21 protein-coding genes and 1 tRNA gene are annotated in these 18,800 nt (G+C 48.8%); 10 read left to right on the top strand and 12 right to left on the bottom strand.

Annotated features, from left to right (window positions below; genetic code table 11):
* Positions 1-84: 84 nt before the first annotated feature.
* The 5 genes from FYJ53_RS09890 to trxB (FYJ53_RS09870) all read right to left on the bottom strand — a co-directional run bounded on the left by FYJ53_RS09890 (position 85) and on the right by trxB (FYJ53_RS09870) (position 5,508).
* Positions 85-936, bottom strand: a complete 852-nt coding sequence (locus tag FYJ53_RS09890) for a patatin family protein (RefSeq protein ID WP_013378984.1) — start codon at positions 934-936, stop codon at positions 85-87.
* 2 nt (positions 937-938) lie between these two features.
* Positions 939-1,679 carry an acyl-ACP thioesterase domain-containing protein gene (locus FYJ53_RS09885; RefSeq protein ID WP_154557291.1) on the bottom strand — a complete coding sequence of 247 codons (741 nt, stop codon included), beginning with the start codon at positions 1,677-1,679 and terminating at the stop codon, positions 939-941.
* A gap of 41 nt (positions 1,680-1,720) precedes the next feature.
* Positions 1,721-4,036, bottom strand: a complete 2,316-nt coding sequence (gene gshAB, locus FYJ53_RS09880) for a bifunctional glutamate--cysteine ligase GshA/glutathione synthetase GshB (protein ID WP_148427700.1) — start codon at positions 4,034-4,036, stop codon at positions 1,721-1,723.
* Between the two features lie 163 nt (positions 4,037-4,199).
* Positions 4,200-4,481 carry a GNAT family N-acetyltransferase gene (locus FYJ53_RS09875; protein WP_154557290.1) on the bottom strand — a complete coding sequence of 94 codons (282 nt, stop codon included), beginning with the start codon at positions 4,479-4,481 and terminating at the stop codon, positions 4,200-4,202.
* Between the two features lie 91 nt (positions 4,482-4,572).
* Positions 4,573-5,508, bottom strand: a complete 936-nt coding sequence (trxB, locus tag FYJ53_RS09870) for a thioredoxin-disulfide reductase (protein ID WP_013378980.1) — start codon at positions 5,506-5,508, stop codon at positions 4,573-4,575.
* A gap of 236 nt (positions 5,509-5,744) precedes the next feature.
* Between trxB (FYJ53_RS09870) and trxB (FYJ53_RS09865) the strand changes: the two genes are divergently transcribed.
* Complete coding sequence (trxB, locus tag FYJ53_RS09865) at positions 5,745-6,959, top strand: thioredoxin-disulfide reductase (RefSeq protein ID WP_154557289.1); 1,215 nt, start codon at positions 5,745-5,747, stop codon at positions 6,957-6,959.
* A gap of 464 nt (positions 6,960-7,423) precedes the next feature.
* Here trxB (FYJ53_RS09865) and FYJ53_RS09860 read toward each other — a convergent pair.
* Positions 7,424-7,500, bottom strand: a tRNA-Pro gene (locus FYJ53_RS09860).
* Between the two features lie 107 nt (positions 7,501-7,607).
* Between FYJ53_RS09860 and FYJ53_RS09855 the strand changes: the two genes are divergently transcribed.
* The 9 genes from FYJ53_RS09855 to FYJ53_RS09815 all read left to right on the top strand — a co-directional run bounded on the left by FYJ53_RS09855 (position 7,608) and on the right by FYJ53_RS09815 (position 14,615).
* The gene (locus FYJ53_RS09855) at positions 7,608-8,204 is read left to right on the top strand and encodes a secondary thiamine-phosphate synthase enzyme YjbQ (RefSeq protein WP_148427706.1); all 597 of its coding nucleotides are present in this window, start codon (positions 7,608-7,610) and stop codon (positions 8,202-8,204) included.
* A complete protein-coding gene (locus FYJ53_RS09850; RefSeq protein WP_013378976.1) occupies positions 8,194-8,346 on the top strand; it encodes a hypothetical protein in 153 nt (50 codons plus the stop codon). The genes FYJ53_RS09855 and FYJ53_RS09850 overlap by 11 nt, the downstream gene beginning before the upstream one ends.
* 18 nt (positions 8,347-8,364) lie before the next feature.
* The gene (gene rlmH / locus FYJ53_RS09845) at positions 8,365-8,844 is read left to right on the top strand and encodes a 23S rRNA (pseudouridine(1915)-N(3))-methyltransferase RlmH (RefSeq protein WP_013378975.1); all 480 of its coding nucleotides are present in this window, start codon (positions 8,365-8,367) and stop codon (positions 8,842-8,844) included.
* A gap of 181 nt (positions 8,845-9,025) precedes the next feature.
* Positions 9,026-10,327, top strand: a complete 1,302-nt coding sequence (locus FYJ53_RS09840) for a glutamate-5-semialdehyde dehydrogenase (RefSeq protein ID WP_227929795.1) — start codon at positions 9,026-9,028, stop codon at positions 10,325-10,327.
* A 67-nt stretch (positions 10,328-10,394) separates the two neighbouring features.
* A complete protein-coding gene (locus FYJ53_RS09835) occupies positions 10,395-11,090 on the top strand; it encodes an HAD family phosphatase (protein ID WP_013378972.1) in 696 nt (231 codons plus the stop codon).
* A gap of 3 nt (positions 11,091-11,093) precedes the next feature.
* On the top strand, positions 11,094-11,816 hold the full coding sequence (locus FYJ53_RS09830; protein WP_013378971.1) for an ABC transporter ATP-binding protein: 723 nt from the start codon (positions 11,094-11,096) through the stop codon (positions 11,814-11,816).
* Positions 11,817-11,832: 16 nt separating this feature from the next.
* Positions 11,833-12,753, top strand: a complete 921-nt coding sequence (locus tag FYJ53_RS09825) for a SufD family Fe-S cluster assembly protein (protein WP_041690029.1) — start codon at positions 11,833-11,835, stop codon at positions 12,751-12,753.
* Positions 12,754-12,795: 42 nt separating this feature from the next.
* Entirely contained in the window at positions 12,796-13,692 is an 897-nt protein-coding gene (locus FYJ53_RS09820) for a DMT family transporter (protein WP_148427708.1), read from the top strand.
* 86 nt (positions 13,693-13,778) lie between these two features.
* Positions 13,779-14,615 carry a DegV family protein gene (locus FYJ53_RS09815; RefSeq protein ID WP_013378968.1) on the top strand — a complete coding sequence of 279 codons (837 nt, stop codon included), beginning with the start codon at positions 13,779-13,781 and terminating at the stop codon, positions 14,613-14,615.
* A 69-nt stretch (positions 14,616-14,684) separates the two neighbouring features.
* Here FYJ53_RS09815 and FYJ53_RS09810 read toward each other — a convergent pair whose 3' ends face one another.
* The 6 genes from FYJ53_RS09810 to FYJ53_RS09785 all read right to left on the bottom strand — a co-directional run bounded on the left by FYJ53_RS09810 (position 14,685) and on the right by FYJ53_RS09785 (position 18,792).
* Positions 14,685-14,888, bottom strand: coding sequence for a hypothetical protein (locus FYJ53_RS09810; protein ID WP_090410735.1), 204 nt, complete (start codon positions 14,886-14,888; stop codon positions 14,685-14,687).
* A 130-nt stretch (positions 14,889-15,018) separates the two neighbouring features.
* The gene (locus FYJ53_RS09805) at positions 15,019-15,687 is read right to left on the bottom strand and encodes a TasA family protein (RefSeq protein WP_013378966.1); all 669 of its coding nucleotides are present in this window, start codon (positions 15,685-15,687) and stop codon (positions 15,019-15,021) included.
* Positions 15,688-15,726: 39 nt separating this feature from the next.
* Positions 15,727-16,497 carry a hypothetical protein gene (locus FYJ53_RS09800; protein ID WP_013378965.1) on the bottom strand — a complete coding sequence of 257 codons (771 nt, stop codon included), beginning with the start codon at positions 16,495-16,497 and terminating at the stop codon, positions 15,727-15,729.
* Positions 16,498-16,622: 125 nt separating this feature from the next.
* Complete coding sequence (locus FYJ53_RS09795; protein ID WP_013378964.1) at positions 16,623-17,327, bottom strand: hypothetical protein; 705 nt, start codon at positions 17,325-17,327, stop codon at positions 16,623-16,625.
* A gap of 142 nt (positions 17,328-17,469) precedes the next feature.
* Entirely contained in the window at positions 17,470-18,042 is a 573-nt protein-coding gene (locus FYJ53_RS09790) for a signal peptidase I (RefSeq protein ID WP_148427710.1), read from the bottom strand.
* Positions 18,043-18,177: 135 nt separating this feature from the next.
* Positions 18,178-18,792: a hypothetical protein gene (locus FYJ53_RS09785; protein ID WP_148427712.1), complete on the bottom strand. Its 615-nt coding sequence runs from the start codon at positions 18,790-18,792 to the stop codon at positions 18,178-18,180.
* Positions 18,793-18,800 lie beyond the last annotated feature (8 nt).

Below are 18,800 nucleotides of genomic sequence, written 5' to 3'. Positions count from 1 at the left end.
TGTCAAAACGCCCGAAATGTCAAAAAAAGGCAGCGCCAGAGTGTGTTCTGGCGCTGCCTTTTGCAGGGTTCAATCTGCGTTTTCTTATTTTTCCAGATAGGCCATGAGCGCATCCCACTCCGCCTTTGCCTGGTCATAGCCAATTCTATAGCTTTTCTGGACACCCTCAGGGTTGCGGTCGATCACCTTTGTCTCAATGGGGTTCTCTGGACGCAGCACATAAATTTTCCCCTCGGCCTCCAGCGCATCAATCAAATCCATGGTTTCATTGTAGAACAGGTGGCGGTTTAGAATGCCCTCAGCAAAGGCCGGGTGCTTCCGGTAATAGGAGCGCACCATCCGTTCGTGGCCATAGGGCTCCTTGCGGTAGCCCTTTTCACGGGTTAATACCAGAACAGCCTTCTCATTGCCGTCTGAAAGGGCCCGCTGGACCGGGACAGAATCAGCGATCCCCCCATCCATGTAGGGCTTCCCGTCGATTTCCACCATCTGGCTCATGAACGGCAGCGAGGTGGACGCGGCAATAAGCTCTGCCACATCGCCCTCCATCTTCTCAAAATAGCGGGCCTCCCCGGTCTCGCAGTCGGTGGCGGTCAGGTAGAAGGTAACGTCAGCGCTGTAATAGGTCTTCATATCAAAAATATTATAGCGTCTCGGCAGCTCATTATAGGCGAAGCTGCGGCTGAAAAAATTACCCTCCTTCAGCAGGTTCCCCATCCCCATATACCGTTTGTCCGGCATAAAGGTTTCTGCGATGGCAAAGCTGCGGCCGGGCTGCTCAGATATATAGTTCGCGCCGTTGATAGCGCCCATGGAAACACCGATAATGTACGGGAATTCCAGTGATTTTTCCATAAAATAATCCAATACGCCGGAGGAATAAATGCCTCGGAAGCCACCGCCCTCCAGCACCAGCGCTGTTTTCTCAAATTTCATGCTCAGTCCTCCCTTATCCTCATGGTCATTTCAATCTGGCAGAGGAGGATTCCCTCCTGGTTTTCGATGTCCATCCGGTAGGTGTTTTCATCAATCTCAGCAGATTTCACGGTGATCATGTCGCCGTAGAAGCCCTGGTTTTTGTAGATAATCTTCGCGGTTTCTATTTCGCCTGCCTTTACCTTTTCCAGGGGCAGCGTCTCCAGCGCCCACGCCAGGTATTTGACATGGTTGACGTGGCTGTTAAAATCAATGTCCAGGTAGCGGACCTGGAAATTTTTGGACTCGGTCCATTCCTCCACCTTAGCGACCCGCTTGAGTTTAAAATGGTTTTCATGGCCGCTTTCATAAACGTCCAGCTCCGGCACATTGCTCATCCGCTCCAGACGGTTTTCCCTGCGGTTTTGCAGCATCCATTCCGTATCGCCCTCCACCATCATCCTGCCGTCCAGCGATTTGATGGCAAAACGGCGGTGGGCGGCGAATTTATCAAAGGCGATGGCCTCGGTCTCCACCATGACCTCATCGTTAAACTTCGGGTACTCATGAAACTGCAGCTTGTATTTTACCAGAAACCAGGCCAGCCCCATTTCATCCAGAACCTCCGGCCCCACGCCGAGCTGTTCGCTCTGCTCCTGGCTGGTCTGCTGAAAATAGTTCAGCGCGGCTGTGGGCTGCAGCTGGTAGTTATAGGTGCATTCGTAGCCGTTGATTTTCTGCTTTTTCTCGTAAATAATTCCCACTTCTGTTGTCTCCTTATCCTTATAAAAATTAGCCGAATGATTTAATTTTCAATGAGTCCAAGCGCGCGCAGAATAAACTCACCAGTACGCCGTTCCGTCCCCTGGTAAGGGTAAGCGTGCATATCTGTACTCGGGTTAAAATTCAGTTCAATGATGCCAAAGGGTGATTTTTCGTCCCGGTAGTCTTCAATGATGATATCCACACCGCAGAACACAGCCTTCACCGATGCTGCCGCCTCCACGGCAACGCGTTTAAAGAAGTCCGGCATTTCGTCAGTCATGTCAATGCTGTCGCCGCCAGTGCTGATGTTCGAGTTGCCCCGCAGATAGACGGTTTTTCCATCGGGCAGCACATCGCCGAATTTCAGCTCCTGCTGTTTTAGATAAAGCTCGGTCTGTTCGTCCAGCTCAATCTTTTTAAGGGGTGCGGTGTAGCCGTAGCCTCTGAAGGGGTGCCTGTTTTTTTCATCGACCAGCTGAGTGATGGTGTGGATGCCGTCGCCCGTCACATTGGCCGGAACACGCTTCAGTACAGCGACCACCTCCCCGCCGATTACCAGGAACCGGTATTCCTGCCCCGGTATAAATTCCTCGATGATGACGGTCTTGTCGTATTCAAAGGCAATTTCAACCGCCTCAAGAAGGTCTTTCTCGCTGCCTCCCTGGTCAAAAATACAGATTCCCAGCCCATAATTTGTGGATTTTGGCTTGATGACTACCCTTTTCCCGACATAGGGCCCTATGCGCCGTGCCGCTTCATCATAGCTTGAGAATTCCTCTCCGGCTGGTACCGGGATACCCCGCTGTGCCATGATTTTTTTGGTAACCACCTTGTTTTCCATAACGAGGACTGTAATATAATTGTCCAGCTCTGTCTTGGTCGCCTGCTTGACATAGGTTTTTTTATCTCCTTTGCCAAGGCCGATAAAGTTATCCTGGGGGTCGATCTCCTCAACCGGCACACCCCGGGTGATGGCTTCCTTGATGAGAATCTGGGTAGAGAGCTCATAGTTATCAAAGCCCTTTAAAAGATACCGGGTGTCGTAGCTTTCTTTTTTATAAGCCTTCGCCAGACGCATCATCCCTTTTAAATAGCCTTCTTTTTTTACCATTTCAGCCATCCGGAAGGCATAGGTATGCTCGGGATGGATAACCCGGTCGATCATCACCTTCAGCACACCGCTGTTTCCGAGCTCCAGCTCAATGTCCATCTTCTGCATTTTTTCGAGGATATCAAGGGCCCAGCGTTTCATGGAGACCTCTTTGCCATTCTGACCGATCATAAGATCAGGATCCAGACCAAAAGCTGCGACCTTCTCTTCATTTTCAAGGCCTTCCTTCTGCCAGTCTGCATAGTCTGATTCTTCCTCAACCAGCAGGTAAAGCATAAACTGATGAAGAAACACCAGATCCTTTTCAGCAATACCGCATTTATCAAAGACATTCAGGTCGACCGTCCGGATTTCAAGATACTTAATGCCGTCCTCTTCCAGAGATTCCAGAATATTGTCCACACCCTTTGCCTTCATGCGTATCTGGGCGTAAAGCTCTTTTGGAGCCGAGATCAAACCTTTATCCACAAAGCTTTGAACATCCTCAGTGTATTCTTTAACCGTACGATAGCTTGGAAAAAGAAATATTTTATTTTTATAGCCATAGACTGAATTTCTAAAGGAAGTACCCGTTTTTAAAACATAGGCGTCATCGCCCACAGCCTCCATCTGCCTCACACATTCGGGACCATAGCTTTTATGCAGGGCTGAGCTGCAGCCTAAAAGATAGATGACCATCCACCGGTAGCGCAGATAATTCCGGACCAGCTTGAGGTACACGCCATCCTTAAAATCTTTGCGCGGTTTCTCAGGTGCAACTGCGTCATGCAGCTTATCAATAAAGCGTTCCGTAAAGGAAAAATTAAAATGAATGCCGGAAATCAGTTGTTTTTTTCCGCCGTAACGCTCAATCAGCCCTTTCCGGTAGGCCATCGCAGCCTCGGCGTCCTCTTCTCCCTCATAAACGGCTATGGGGATACGCTCATCCTCTGGGATATCGCAGGGCATGGACTGAGGCCAAAAATACTCGTCCCCGATTTCATTGTTGACAATATCGCAAAGCCCTTCAAGCACCGCGTAGGTCTTAGGCACTGTGTCATAGGCTGGTGTAACGACCTCCACCTGGCTTTCTGAAAAATCGGTTGTGATGTAAGGGTTTTTCAGCTTGTTGCCAAAAATTGCCGGGTGCGGTGTCATAGCGAGCTTTCCTGTCTCCGTAACCCGCAGACCTTCCCGTTCCAGACCAAAATCGCCGGTCAGCAGTTCGTTGCTTGTAAATGTATTTTTTAAAATATCTAAGTTCATTTTTACACCTTGATTATTCAAATTTTATTGGTTATTATACCACAAATCAACCTGAATGCATATTGAAGACGAGTCCAACTTCTGTTAAGTTTTAAACCTGAAAAAAGCTTAAATCAAACAAAGAAATCCCGGTTTAATAGAGATCAAACCGGGATGGTGCTTTTTATGCGTTGGCTTCTAACTCACGGTATTCAGGGTGTTTGTCAAATTCTGCCCGCGCAAAGGGACACAGCGGAATGATTTTTTTGTCTTCATCCCTTGCCTTTTGTACCGCCTTTTCGACCAGCACCTTTCCAATGCCCAGGCCGCCCATGTCTTCTGCCACTTCTGTATGTGAGATAATAAACATGCTCTCTCCGGTCGGCACAAATTCAATTTGTCCAACCTCTGTTCCGTCTTCAGTCACAGCGTAGATACGGTTGTCACCATCTTTATATTTAATCATATTATAGCCTTCTTTCACAATTCAGTTGAAGATTATATACCCTCTGGCCGTTTGATAAAACACCGCCGATGACCCGCGTCAAGCAGCCTGCTTATTCACCGGCGCAGAGCTCTGCCAGGTATTCCTCGGCATATTTAGACGCCACCGCGCCGTCCGCCGTGGCCGTGACAATCTGACGAAGCGGCTTGGTGCGGACATCCCCGACAGCAAAGACACCCGGGATATTGGTTCTTGTCGTCTCGTCCGCGATCAGGTAGCCCTGCCCGTCGAGGTCCAGAACACCCTTGAACATATCTGTGTTCGGTGTCCGGCCGACCGCTACAAATACGCCTTCGCAGGACAGCTCGGTTACATCGCCGGTTTTAACATTTTCAACCTTAACGCCGGTTACCAGGTCGTCATGGAGTACCTCGACCACCCTAGAATCCCAGACAAATTCGATGTTTTCAGTTTTTTCCAAAGTCTTCATGTAAGTTTTTGAGGCCCTGAGGGTATCTCTTCGATGCACAATATAAACCTTTTTACAGATTTTAGCTAAAAACAAAGCATCGGCCACCGCGGAGTTTCCGCCGCCCACCACAACAACCGTCCGGTTGCGGTAAAACATGCCGTCACAGGTAGCGCAATAAGCCATCCCTCTGCCGCGCAGTTCATCCTCCCCGGGAATACCAAGGGTTCTTGGCGCCGCGCCCGTGGCCAGAATGACAGCCTTGGCTTCCAGATCTCCCTTGCCTGTCCGGATTACCTTAGGCTGGCTTTCCAAATCAATGGATAACACCTCGCCTATTTGTGTTACAACACCGAAGCGTTCAGCGCTCTGCTGCATCTTTCCGCTGAGTTCAATGCCATCTACGCCCTCCTCAAAGCCCGGGTAATTGTCTACCCGGCTGGTGGTAGCCATCTGGCCGCCCGGCCACATTTTTTCAAGTACCATTGTAGAAAGGCCTGCGCGTGCGCAGTATAATGCCGCTGTATACCCTCCTGGACCCCCGCCTAGTATAATCACGTCAAATTTATTATTTTCCATTACTTGTCTCCTTTTGGAAGTTACATTTTTCTGTAACTTTAAAAATTACATATTGTGTTCCTATTTTACCAGCTTAAGGCGAAAAAGTCAATAGTGTATCCAGAATGATTTGTTTTTGCACCCAGAGGGTATGTATGGTACAATAGAAAAAAATAATCAATGGTGTTTAAACCACCTGATGTATTCGTTTTAATCCCGTGGTCAAAAGACGGCCACTGTGCTAGGGGGCACTACAAATGAAGATCTTTGATGTTATTGTGCTGGGCGGCGGACCTGCAGGCTATACGGCTGCGCTATACTGCGCCCGGGCGAACCTGAAAACCATGATTTTAGAAAAGATGTGGCCAGGCGGCCAGATGGCCACCACCAGCCAGGTCGATAACTATCCCGGATTTAATGAAGGAATTGACGGCCATGAGCTGAGTGAGCGCATGAAGCTGGGCGCCGAACGCTTTGGCGTGGTCTCTGAGTACGGCGAGGTCATCAGCATTGAGGCCACTGGTCAGCCAAAGCGCATTAAGACAAACAGCGCCGAATATGAATGCAAGGCCCTGATCATTGCCACCGGCGCTGCCCCGAGAAGCCTGAACCTCCCCCATGAAGAGGAACTGCGGGGGCGTGGCGTCGCTTATTGCGCTACCTGTGACGGCCTCTTCTTTAAAAATAAGGTGGTCGCTGTGGTGGGTGGCGGCAACTCCGCGGTGGCCGATGCCCTGTACCTGTCCAAAATCTGCAAAAAAGTTTACCTCATTCACCGCCGCAACCGGCTGAACGCTACTAAAACCTACCTGGCGCCGCTGGACGAGACTGAAAACATTGAATTTATCTGGAACAGTCAGGTAGTCGAACCCATCTATGGCGATGTTTTAACCGGTATTAAGCTTGAGAATACCGAGACCGGCGCTGTTTCACAGCTGGACTGCGACGGCCTGTTTATCGCCATTGGCCGCCGGCCAAACACTGACCTGTTCGAGGGCATTGTGGACATCGACGAAGCAGGGTACATCATCGCCGATGAAACCACCCAGACAAATGTGGAGGGCGTCTACGCAGTTGGCGATGTGCGCACCAAGCCGCTGCGCCAGATCATCACTGCAGCCTCTGACGGCGCCGTTGCCTCAAAATTTATTGAGGACTACTTTGTGCAGCTGTGCGGCCGAAACCATAAGGCAAAAAGCCTGCGCTATAAGAGCGAGCCCAACCGCTTCTTTGTCCAGACGCCGGAGAATTACGAAGTTGGCGAGCTGAACCTTGAGCCCACCACGGACAGCACCTTTATCATCACCCATGTGGGCGTTGACAACAGCTACAATGGCCTGGGCATCGCGAAAGAGCTGGTGCGGCAGACCGTTGAAGCCGCGCGCCAGAACCACTGGAAGCTGATTCCCAGATGTCCCTTTGCAAAGGCCGAATACGACAAGCATCCCGAATATAAAGACACCTTGGCCTGATAATCTGGCAGCCTCTGCTTCACAGCAGAGGCTGTTTTTCTGTCAGGGCTCAAAAAATAAAAAAACAGCCTGTCACTTTGACTGGTAGACTGCTCTAAAAAATCATATAATTCAAAGACGTTAACAACAAATTGTATTTAAAGAAGAACTATGCTACACTAGCCAGACAGGAGCACTCGGCTCTTGTGGCACTGGCATGGTTAATCTTGCCCCGGAAATGGGGTGCTGCTTATGGACAGTAACCAGTTAATTCTGATTCTGGCGCTTATCGCGTTTATCGTAGGCTGCATAAACAAGAACGACCGTTAGCCTTTTCCACGAGCACTAACGGTCAAATCTAATGAATCATTGGGGCTGGCCGTTGCCGGTGTCCCTGTTTCTTTTTATATTATACCACATTTCCTTAAACTTTTCAAAAAATAAAAAACAGCCATATTCCTATATGACTGATCATCTGCTTTAAATGGTCGGAGTGAGAGGATTTGAACCTCCGGCCTCATGGTCCCGAACCATGCGCTCTACCAAACTGAGCCACACCCCGATATTTTTATATTTTTGATTTGCAAACCAACAACAGTTATTGTAATATAGTCATAGATATTTTGCAAGCATATTTTTTAAAAATTTTAAAAAATTTAGGAGAAAAGCATGAAAATAATTGAAGCGGGCGTATCTGCCCCGGAAGGTTTAGCGGATATCACGGAACAGGTGCGGGAATACATCCGTGAGGTGCGTCTGAAGGACGGGTTTGTCCATATCCAGATTCCCGAGCGCACCTGCGCGGTGACCATTACCATCAATGATGACTTCAATATTGACAAGGATTTTCTGAATAAAATCAATCGGTTCCTGCCCAAGTATAACGGCATGCAGTTTACAGGCTGGACCACCTCCAATGTCAAGGCTTCTCTTGTGGGAATGTCGGAGCAGGTGATGGTGGAAAGCGGCGAGCTGATCCTGGGCCTGCACCAGAGCATCTATATGGTTGAGTTCAACGGCCCCTCTACAGACCGCCGGATTTATCTCTCCCACATGGGCACCACACTGGCCGAGGGCGAAGAACCCAAACTTCCGCAGGTGCTGGAGGACCTGTACGCTGCCGACCTGGCAAAGGAACAGGCCGAAAAAGAGGAACAGGATCGGATCATCGCTGAAATGCGCGCAGAGTATGCTGAGCGCATCCGCAAGCAGAAAGAAGAAGCTGCCAGAGCCGCAGCAGAAAGTGAGCAGAAGGATGGCGAATAATAAAAATAATCCCACGAAAAAAACAAAACAAAAGCCGCCGAAACAGAGCCACCAGAGCAACATTAAAAACAGCTACCGGATCGGCGCCCTGATCCTGGTGATCATCATCATTGTCAGTCTGCTGACAATGTACAGTTTTTAAGGAGCCTGTTATATAAGGATGAATATTAAAATCATTACAGTGGGCAAAATCAAGGAAAAATACCTGAGGATGGCCATTGATGAGTACAGCAAACGGCTGGGTGCCTACTGCAGGCTTGAGATCATCGAGGTAAAGGACGAAAAAATTGAGGAGCGCTTCAGCGACGCCGAAAAGGCCCGGGCGGTGGCGCTGGAGGGCGAACGGATCGCCCGGTATTTAAAGGACAATGAAATCATCGCCGCGCTTAAGATCACCGGCCGGCAGCTGACCTCACCAGATTTCGCGAAAAAGATCGAGCATTACGGACTCCAGGGCAAGAGCAGCCTGACCTTTGTTATCGGCGGCTCCCTGGGCCTGGCGCCGGAGATTGAGGCCCGCGCCCACTGGGATTTGTCCTTTTCAAAGATGACCTTCCCCCACCAGCTGTTCCGCGTCATGCTGCTGGAACAGGTTTACCGGGCGTTTAAGATCATAAAAAATGAGACCTATCATAAGTAGTATCAGTACAATGGAGAATGCAGAATTGAGAATTGAGAATTGATGAACACTTTTTCTGTCGAAAAAGCGATTGAGACAGCGGCCTGCGGCCGCCATTTCATTCAAAATGCGCGGCATTTTGTTCCGATAATTCTCCATTCTCCATTTTCAATTCTCCATTCATTTAAGAAGGGAGTTAACCATGACCACCACTATGTTAGAACGAGGAAAAACAGCTAAAAAGGCGGGCATTCAGCTGTCCGCCACGGATACACAGACGCGCAGTGCGGCCCTTACGGCCATTGCAGACGCGCTGGAAAAAAACCGTGCGGCGCTGATCGCCGCCAACCAGGCCGATTATGAGCGCAGCGCAGCCGAAAACCTGGCAGCGCCGCTGCTGGGCCGCCTGACCTTTGACGATCATAAAATTGACGACGTGATCGACGGCATCCACAGCCTCATCGAGCTTGAGGACCCCCTGGGCGCTACCCGCATGGCGACCGAGCTGGACACGGGCCTGGAACTTTACAAGATAACCTGCCCCATCGGTGTGATTGGCATCATCTTTGAATCCCGCCCCGACGCTTTTGTCCAAATCTCCACCCTGTGCCTGAAAAGCGGCAACGCGGTGCTCTTAAAGGGCGGACGTGAAGCCCTCGAGACCAACCGCCTGCTGTGCAAGGTCATTTCGGAGGCCACTGCCTCTGTTGGCATTCCGGACGGCTGGATTCAGAATCTTGAGAGCCGCGAGGACGTCAATGCCATGCTGGCCCTGGACGAGTATATCGACCTTATCATCCCGCGCGGGTCCAACAGCTTTGTGAAATACATCATGGACCACTCCAATATTCCAGTCATGGGCCACTCCGACGGAATCTGCCACGCCTATGTCGACGCCTCCGCCGATCCGGACAAGGCGGTAAGCATCGCGGTGGACGCTAAAACCCAATACGTTTCGGCCTGCAACACCATCGAAACCCTGCTGGTGCACAAGGACATCGCCGGGGAGTTTTTACCCAGACTGAAAGCCGGAATGGACCAAAAGCAGGTACACCTGAAGGGCGACGACCGGGTGTGCGCCGTGATCGACGTCGAGCCCGCCACTGATGACGACTGGTCCACCGAATACCTGGACTATATCCTTTCCATTAAGGTTGTCGACAGCCTGGAGGACGCCATTGACCATATCAACACCTATGGCTCCGGCCACACCGATGTCATCGTGACGGAGGATGAGGCTCACGCGAAGAAATTCACCACCCTGGTGGATTCCGCGGGCGTCTACGTCAACTGCTCCAGCCGCTTTGCCGACGGCTTCCGCTACGGCTTCGGGGCGGAGGTAGGCATCAGCACCTCCAAGCTGCACGCCAGAGGCCCGGTGGGCCTTGACGGCCTGCTGAGCTATAAATACAAGCTCATCGGACACGGGGATATTGTGGGCGACTTTGCGGACGGAAAACGCAGCTTTACCCACAAGTCCCTGGATCAGGACTGTCCTCTGTAAATATAAAAAATTATAATTCTATTTTAAGAATCATTTAATATAATAACAGTAAGCAGAAAGGTTACACATGCAAAAGACATTTAAGGCCATCATTTTTGACTTCAACGGCACACTGTTTTTCGACTCGGACAAGCATGACGCGGCTTTTGACCGTTTTACGCTGGAGCAGTGCGGGCGGCACATTACGCCTGAGGAAATGCACGGCTTTTACGGTCAGACCAACGCCACCATCATTCCGGCCATTTTAAAGGACCGGGAGCTGACAGCAGAGGAAATCACCGCCTTTGGTGATGATAAAGAAGCGCTTTACCGGGAGCTTTGCCTGGAGGATACAGAAAACCTCCATCTGGTAAGCGGCGCCCCGGAGCTTCTTGACTGGATCTGCGCCTCGCAGATCCCCCACACCATTGCCAGCAGCTCAGAGCTTGCCAACATGGCGTTCTTTTTTAAAACCTTTGCCCTTGGCAAATGGTTCGATTTTGACACCACCGTTTTTGACAACCACACCTTTCCGGGAAAGCCCTCCCCGGATATTTACCGTCTGGCGGCTGAAAAGCTGGGTGTCTGTCCTGAGGCGTGCATTGTGGTGGAGGACGGCCTTTCCGGTATCCAGTCTGCCCATGCGGCCGGTATCGGCCATATTATTGCCATCGCGGCGCCGGAGCGTCATGATTATTTCATGCAGGTGCCTGGCGTGAACGCGGTGATTTCAAATTATCATGAGTTTGACCGTTCGCTGTTAGAGCGGTCTGTGAAGGAGTAATAAATGCTAGAATTAAAAAATATCTGCTTTGAAGTGGAGGATGAAAAAAAGGGCATCCTCAAAGATGTCAGTCTCAAGATTGACTCTGGTAAATTCGTTGTCATTACCGGCCCCAACGGCGGGGGTAAATCCACCCTTGCCCGGATTATCTCCGGTATTCTCACCCCGACGTCGGGGCAGATCCTGTTCGACGGCCAGGACATCACAGGTCTCGACATCACTGAACGCGCCAAGCTGGGTATCAGCTTTGCCTTCCAGCAGCCTGTCCGCTTCAAGGGGATTACCGTCCACGACCTTATCTCGCTGGCTGCCGGCTCACCGCTTAACCAGGTGGAAGCCTGCCAGTATTTATCCGAAGTGGGCCTCTGCGCCAGAGACTATATCGACCGCGAGCTCAACGACAGCCTGTCCGGCGGTGAGATCAAGCGTATCGAAATCGCGACCATCCTTGCCCGCGGCACCAAGCTGTCCATCTTTGACGAGCCAGAAGCCGGCATTGACCTCTGGAGCTTCAAAAACCTGATCGCTGTTTTCCAGAAAATGTATGAAAAAATTAACGGCTCTATCATGATTATCTCCCATCAGGAGCGTATCTTAAACATTGCCGATGAGATCATCGTGCTGGCAAACGGCAAGATCATCAGCCAGGGGGCCAGAGAAGACATCCTGCCAAGACTTTTAAACGGTACAGACAAAGTGGATTTCTGTCCCAGAATGGAGGAATAATATGAACGAAATACCAATGAATGACGTCGCAAGAGAGCTGCTGAAGGACGTTGCCGACATTGACGGCAAGCCTGAGGGCGTTGCTTTTAATATCCGCGAGGACAGCCAGTGCGCTGGCCGAAACTCCACGGATAATATCCAGATTGTGAGCAAGGAGGACGGCTCCGGCATTGACATCATCGTGCAGCCAGGCACCAAAAACGACAAGGTTTTTATCCCTGCCCTGGTGACCTGCAGCGGTGTGCACGACCTGGTTTACAATGATTTCTATATCGGTGAGGACGCTGACGTGACCATCGTGGCAGGCTGCGGGGTATCCACCGACGGCTGTGACGGCTCCGAGCACAACGGCATCCACCGCTTCTTTCTGAAGCCGGGCTCAAAGGTGCTGTACATCGAAAAACACATCGGTGTTGGCGAAGGCACCGGCAAGCGGGTCATCAACCCGGAAACCTACATCGAGCAGGAAGCCGGCAGCTATATGGAAATGAATACCACCCAGATTAAGGGCGTGGACTCCACCAAGCGTAAATCCGCGGCCAAGCTGGGCGAGGGCGCCAAGCTTGTCATCAAGGAAAAGCTCATGACACACGGTGACCAGTACGCCGAAACCGCCTTTGAGGTGGATATGGACGGCGCGGGCTCCAGCTGTACCTTAAGCTCCCGTTCTGTCGCCCGTGACCGCTCCCGCCAGCTTTTTCTGTCCAAGATCAACGGCAACAACCAATGCGCGGGCCACTCTGAGTGTGACGCCATCATCATGGACGAAGGCGTTGTCTCCGCGATTCCGGAAATTACCGCCAACGACCTCGAGGCCGAGCTGATCCACGAAGCTGCCATCGGCAAAATCGCCGGCGACCAGATCATCAAGCTCCGTACCCTCGGCCTGACTGAGCACGAGGCTGAACAGCACATTATTGAAGGATTCCTGAAGTAAGGGCGGAGTCCTTCCACCTTCAGCTTAGTTTTATTTCTAAAGATGAAAAATATACAAACTAAAAACAAAACCCTGCTTGCCGACCTGGCACTGATAACCGTCGCTCTTATCTGGGGCGTGGGCTTTATCGCGTCAAAGGCGGCGCTTGTGACCATCACACCTCTCTGGGTCATGACCTTTCGGTTTTTAGGATCAGGCGTTCTACTCCTGATCCTTTTTTTAAAGCGTGTCCGGCGGCTTGATAAGCGCACGGTGCTCATGGGCATGGTGGTCGGCAGCTTTATGTTTACAGGCATGGTTTTCCAGACCATCGGCCTCGACCATACCACAGCCTCCAACCAGGCTTTCCTCATTCCATCCTATGTGGTGCTGGTGCCCTTTGTCTCCTGGATGATGACACGGATAAAGCCCCGGGCGCTGGATGTGGCCGCGGCATTGCTCACCTTTGCAGGCGTGGCGGTCATCAGCCTGAAGCCGGACTTCAGCATGAATCTGGGCGACGCCCTGACTCTTATCTTCGCGGTGGTTTATTCCTTCCAGATCGTCTTTTTAGGGTTGTTTGTCAAGGAGACGGATGTGATGTCCTTTACGGTGGTCCAGATGCTGACAGCGGGTGGTTTATCGCTTTTTGCCGCCCTTGTTTTTGCGCCGCCCCTTGATGGCGTCAGCGCCACCAGCGCCTTTGGCATTCTCTATCTGGTGGTCTTTAACACTGCTCTGGCCTTTCTCATCCAGAACATCGCCCAGCAGTACACCACCTCCACCCACGCCTCGCTGCTCATCTCACTGGAGTCCGTTTTTGGCCTGATCGTCTCCGTCATTTTCCTGCACGATCCTTTTGGGCCGCGCATGGCGCTGGGCTGCGGCCTGGTCTTTGCCGCTGTGCTTTTATCAAAGCTGGAGCTTAAAAAAGAAAAAGCGCCGTTATCCTTGAAATAAGTGCGGATGGCGGTTTTTCTTATTGCAAAATAAAGATTTGGGTAATATAATTAAAGTAGAGATTACTAAACTTTTCGAGGAGTGCTATGGAAAACAAAATTATTGTGGACAGCTGCCTGGATTTTAATCCGGAAATTTTTACCGCAGACCTGCCACTTGAACGAATCCCCTTTAAGCTCAGAATTGATGACGAGGAGCTGGTGGATCAGGATTTATCGACCATGCTGCTAGTCGATAAAATGAAGCTCAGCAAGAACAAAGTATCAACCGCCTGCCCATCGCCCCAGGAATACCTGGACGCCATTGATCCGGAGCGCGTTAACTATATTATCACCATCTCATCCAAGCTCAGCGGCTCTTATAACAGCGCCGTCATGGCGGCTGTCATGGCCCAGGAAAAATATCCGGACTGCCAGGTACACGTGCTGGATTCCGAAAGCGCTGCCGCCGGGGAAGATCTGCTTTTCATGAAGCTTCAGTCCTTTCTGGAAGAGAACCTTCCCACGAGCGAAATCGTGTCTAAGCTCATGGATTTTATCACAAATATGCGCACCATGTTTATACTCAACTCGCTGGATAACCTGGCTAAAAACGGCCGTATCAGCGGCACAATGGCCCTTTTGGGCAAGGTGCTGAAGGTGGTGCCCATCATGACTGACAACGGCGAAGGCGAAATCGCCCTGAAGGAAAAAGTCCGCGGTAAGAAGAAGGCTTTTTCCCGTCTGGTAGAAATTATTGCCGACGAGGTGTCTGACGCCAGCGAAAAAATCCTGGCCATCGCCCACGTGCACGCTCAGGAAACCGCTGAAAACCTCAAAAAAGCCATTGAGGAAAAATGCAACTTTAAGGATGTGGTCATCTTTGAAGCCGGCGGACTGAGTACTGTCTACGCCGACAACGGCGGTGTGATTGTGGCTTATTGACAGGACGAAAAAACCCCGGCCGTACCTTCTCAATAAAGGTACAGTCGGGGTTTTTTTATCGTTACTGCCTTAAACAATCTGCAGCTTTGGGGTTTCATCCGCACCCTCATCCGTCAGGGCAGAATCCAGAATTTTGATGGCTTCAAGCGCGCTTCGGAACGCGACCTTCTCCTGCGTCTGCACCCATAGAATGGTGCCTTGCCAGGTGTTGTTTCGTGTGCTTTTAATCTCTAAGATAAAAGTCTGGTTGCTTGCGTTAATAATCTTTTCCATCCTCATCACTTACCTTTCACAATGTTACTCACTATCCTCATAGTTTTATTCTATCAAAGTCTGGTCACACAGTGATAACATGGCGGAATGGTTCTTTTAAAAAAAGCGGTCCGAAGACCGCTTTCAATGCTTACTGAGCTGCTTTTTCAATAGTAACACCGCCCCAGCTGTCAATCTGTCCTGCCGCATTATGTCCTAATGAAGTTTCAAAATTTTCAGCCTGAACTAAATCCGCCTGAATTGTGATTTCAAAGCTGGCTTCCGCTGTACTGTTACCCCATTCTTCTGGGATTTTAACCATGGTAAATACCGGATCTGTCTGAGATTTGCCAGATGAATCTCTGGTTAATTTTTCCTGATAATAGATATATCCGTCTACGCCAACTACCCATTTTTCACCAAAGTTCAGGCATTTTGCTGTGATAAGCTCTGCTACCTGTTCCTGATTTAATTTCGTGCTGTTCGGGACTGACAATCTTACACGTACATACGCATCTTCAGAGTCGCCAGTCAGACTTACTCTTGGTTCTTTACTCAGCCAGTCCCCTGGTACAATTTTGTCATAGCTGATGCCATCCTCTGTGAGTGTCCCTGGCTTTACAGGATGCGTTCCTCCACCTGGAGTATCAACTTCATAGTCTTTGGTGTCCTCTGTCAAATCCCCTTGCACTTTACCTAAAGTAAATACATTCTTCGCATCATCCTGGTCAGTAAAGTAGGCCAATGTGCCCCCGATAACAATCACCGCAATGAGTGCCAGCGCTGAGATTAATATCGCGCCTTTTTTCTTTTTTGTCATAGATATTCTCCTCAAGTTAATTTAGATGGTTTAATTATACTAAAATTGTTGATTCCCTGTTCTTCCTTCATTAGCTAATTTAGTCAATTCAGCACTTGCTGTTGAATCACCTAAATTTTCAGACTGCACAGCGAAACCACTGACATCAATGGTAAATTCCGGCAAATTATTTTTTATTAAAACATTATTATTTTGGTCATAATAATATGTACCGGCAATAGTATCTGTTACCTTAGAAAAATCGGTCAGACCAGTCTTATTTTTGCCGCTGTAAACTTGGGTAGTATCTTTGTCCGCATCTGTAACAGTTCTCAAATTTGGATTGACTGTGACTGAATTAAATAAAAATTGTGTGCTGACATCTTGTTTGGAAGTAGAGGCATCTACAACTTCATTATAAATATACAACTCGCTCTTTCCATCCTTAGAATCTGCAACTTTTCTCCAAGTGGCGCTACCTTCTTCTCCTAAATTCCAATCCTTTACTTCAGCATATCTCTTAAACTCTTCTTGAGACAGCTTTGTATTTCCATCATCTCCAATATAATCCACTACGATTGCTACATTAGCTTTTGCGCTGCCAGCTTTAATTTGAATCCAAGGCTGTTTTTCAATGTTTTGTCCGGGTAAATAAGACTCCGGAGGGGTAAAATTTTCTTCTGTAGAACCCTCTATTTTTGCGCCCGTAAACTTATTCGTCTTCTGTCCGGTGTTTGCGCTTAGATACGCTAACGTCGATCCAACTGCGATAACACCTACTAACGCAGCAGCAACGAGACCTTTTGCCAATCTTTTTTTCTTCTTGTCCATTTTTCTTCCTCCGTTCTAAACCTCAACATTTTTCGATAAATCTTCTTTATTTAAATACCGTTTTATTATAACTATATTATAATCTATGGTTGTCACACGATGGTCACAGTCAAAAGGTTATTGTCTTAATTTGCGTTGATAAACTTAACCATTTCAGTTTCAATATTCATACCTTCTACTCCTGCCTGGATGGCGTATGCCTGTACTTTAATGTTGAATTTTGGCAGTTCGCCATTTTCATTGGCTTCGATGTTTTTGCTTAAAGGGACTGAGCTGAAAAGCGCGGTGGTTTCTTCATTCAAATCTAATGTTTTATTATAAAGGAAAATCTGAGTCGGTAAACTTTCTTCTGTGATATTTTTCCAGCTTTCATCAAACTCAATTCCGTTTTCAGCTAAAAGGGTTTCTTTGAATGTCCCATAACTTACCTGCTTTTCTGTGCCATCTTCATTTTCCAGATAGTAGGTGACCTTCAACGCTACGTTTGTTTCCACACCCTTACCATCATTATTATTGTTTTTAACGGTTGGGTTCTTAGGGATAACCTGTCCTGGGAGGTAAGATTGTGCCTGGACTAAACCAAGATCTTCTTTGTTTCCTTCATATGCAGGATTTACTGTTTGACCCGTAGTGCTGTCACCCTCTCCATCATTAAAGGTGTAACCATCCCACTGATCTTCTCTTAACTGGATATCAATATTTTTATTGGAAGAAAAAGCATTTGTCTTTGTGCCTGTGCTTGTGGATAAAAGGGCTAACGTTAAACCAACGGCGATGACGGCTACGACTAGTAGGCTTGTCAATACCAGTCCTGCTCTTTTTTTCTTCATGCTCTCCACTTCCTTTCTATATGCAATATGGATTGATTTCTAATTGATTATGTATTTATTATGACAGAGCATAGTCACAGAACGGTCACATCAATTCTTTTTAAATAAAAAAACAGAGCTTTTTGCAAGCCCTGTTTAATCACTATTCCTTTTTCTTTCTTTTTTGCGTGTCTGTCTTTTTGCTTTCCGCTGTTCTCTCACGCCTGGGGTTTTTTTTGGTTTCTTTTTCTTCCTCGTCGTCATCCTTCATCAGGAAATCGGGCAGGAAGGTAAGGATCAGAATCACCAGTATGACGGTAACCATAACGATCATGCCCGTGGTGGTGTTAGCGTAAACGGCTAAATAGCCCATATAGGGAATGGTAAAGACCGGCTTGCCCACCAGATTTTCGTAAGCCACTGCCCCACCGTCAACATTATCATTGGCGTCGCCCTTTGTCTGGAAGGTCTGGGCTTCGGTATCAATGGCTACCACTCTATGGGTGACCATGGTGTCATCGCTGATTTTAAAGGTGATGGGATCTCCGATCTGCACATCCTGCGGATCGGCATCCTTCACATAGATCAGGCTGCCCACGTGGTACGTAGGCTCCATACTGCCGCTGAGTACCGCAAGCGGGGTCATGCCCAGCAGTTTTGGCAGAAAAAGGATGGCTGCCAAAGCGATCAGTATGACTAATATCAGGCTTGTTAATATGTGATAAATTTTTTTCATTGGTGTATACTCCTTCGTTATGCGTCGTTCTGAATTCTTAAGGCTACTTTAACAAAAAACAGTCATATCATGGTCACACGGGGCTCTAAAAAGAAACTGCCACACGGGTTCGTGTGACAGTCATCTTTTTATAAGCTATTGATTGTCTTTTTTGTCAAATTCTGCCCATATCTTCATGGCGTTCTCAGAATTATAGTTCCCTGTCGCATCCGTCGCTTTTACAGGCTTCCCATTAATAGTCACTTCGGTCTGTACGGCTTCCTGATAAAGGGTGATCTGGAAATCTTCAAAATCCTTAAGGGGCTTTCCGTCTTGATCAGTGATGCCCGTTATCTTATCGAACAACGCGGTTGTTCTTCCGTCTACCGGTACTACTGCCTGGTAATACCAAAAACCATCCGCCTCATTATATTTCCACGCTTTTTCATCGAAATTAATCTTAATCTCGTTTTCTTGCTTATTATTAACACGTTCTGCGATGCTGCCTGGTGAGATGGTCACCCGCATCCGGACAATACAGGCACTGGGGCCGATATTTTTGACGGCCGGATCTTTTTTAATGGTGCTGCCCGCTACTTCAGGCTTTTCTTCGATTTCCGTAGTCACTTCGCCCGGGGCAAAATTATTGGTCGCCGCCTCGGTGCTTTTGCTTAAATAGGCCAGGGTCACTGCGCCGCCGATTAATACCACTGCCAGGAGAGACACTAAACCGTATTTCAGTTTTCTATTTTTTAAGATGTTGTTTAACATTTTTGTGC

Origin of the sequence: Eubacterium sp. BL-380-WT-2B (assembly GCF_009696115.1) — a bacterium.
Lineage (GTDB): Bacteria > Bacillota > Clostridia > Eubacteriales > Eubacteriaceae > Eubacterium > Eubacterium callanderi.
This window is presented reverse-complemented; position numbering and strand designations above follow the sequence as displayed.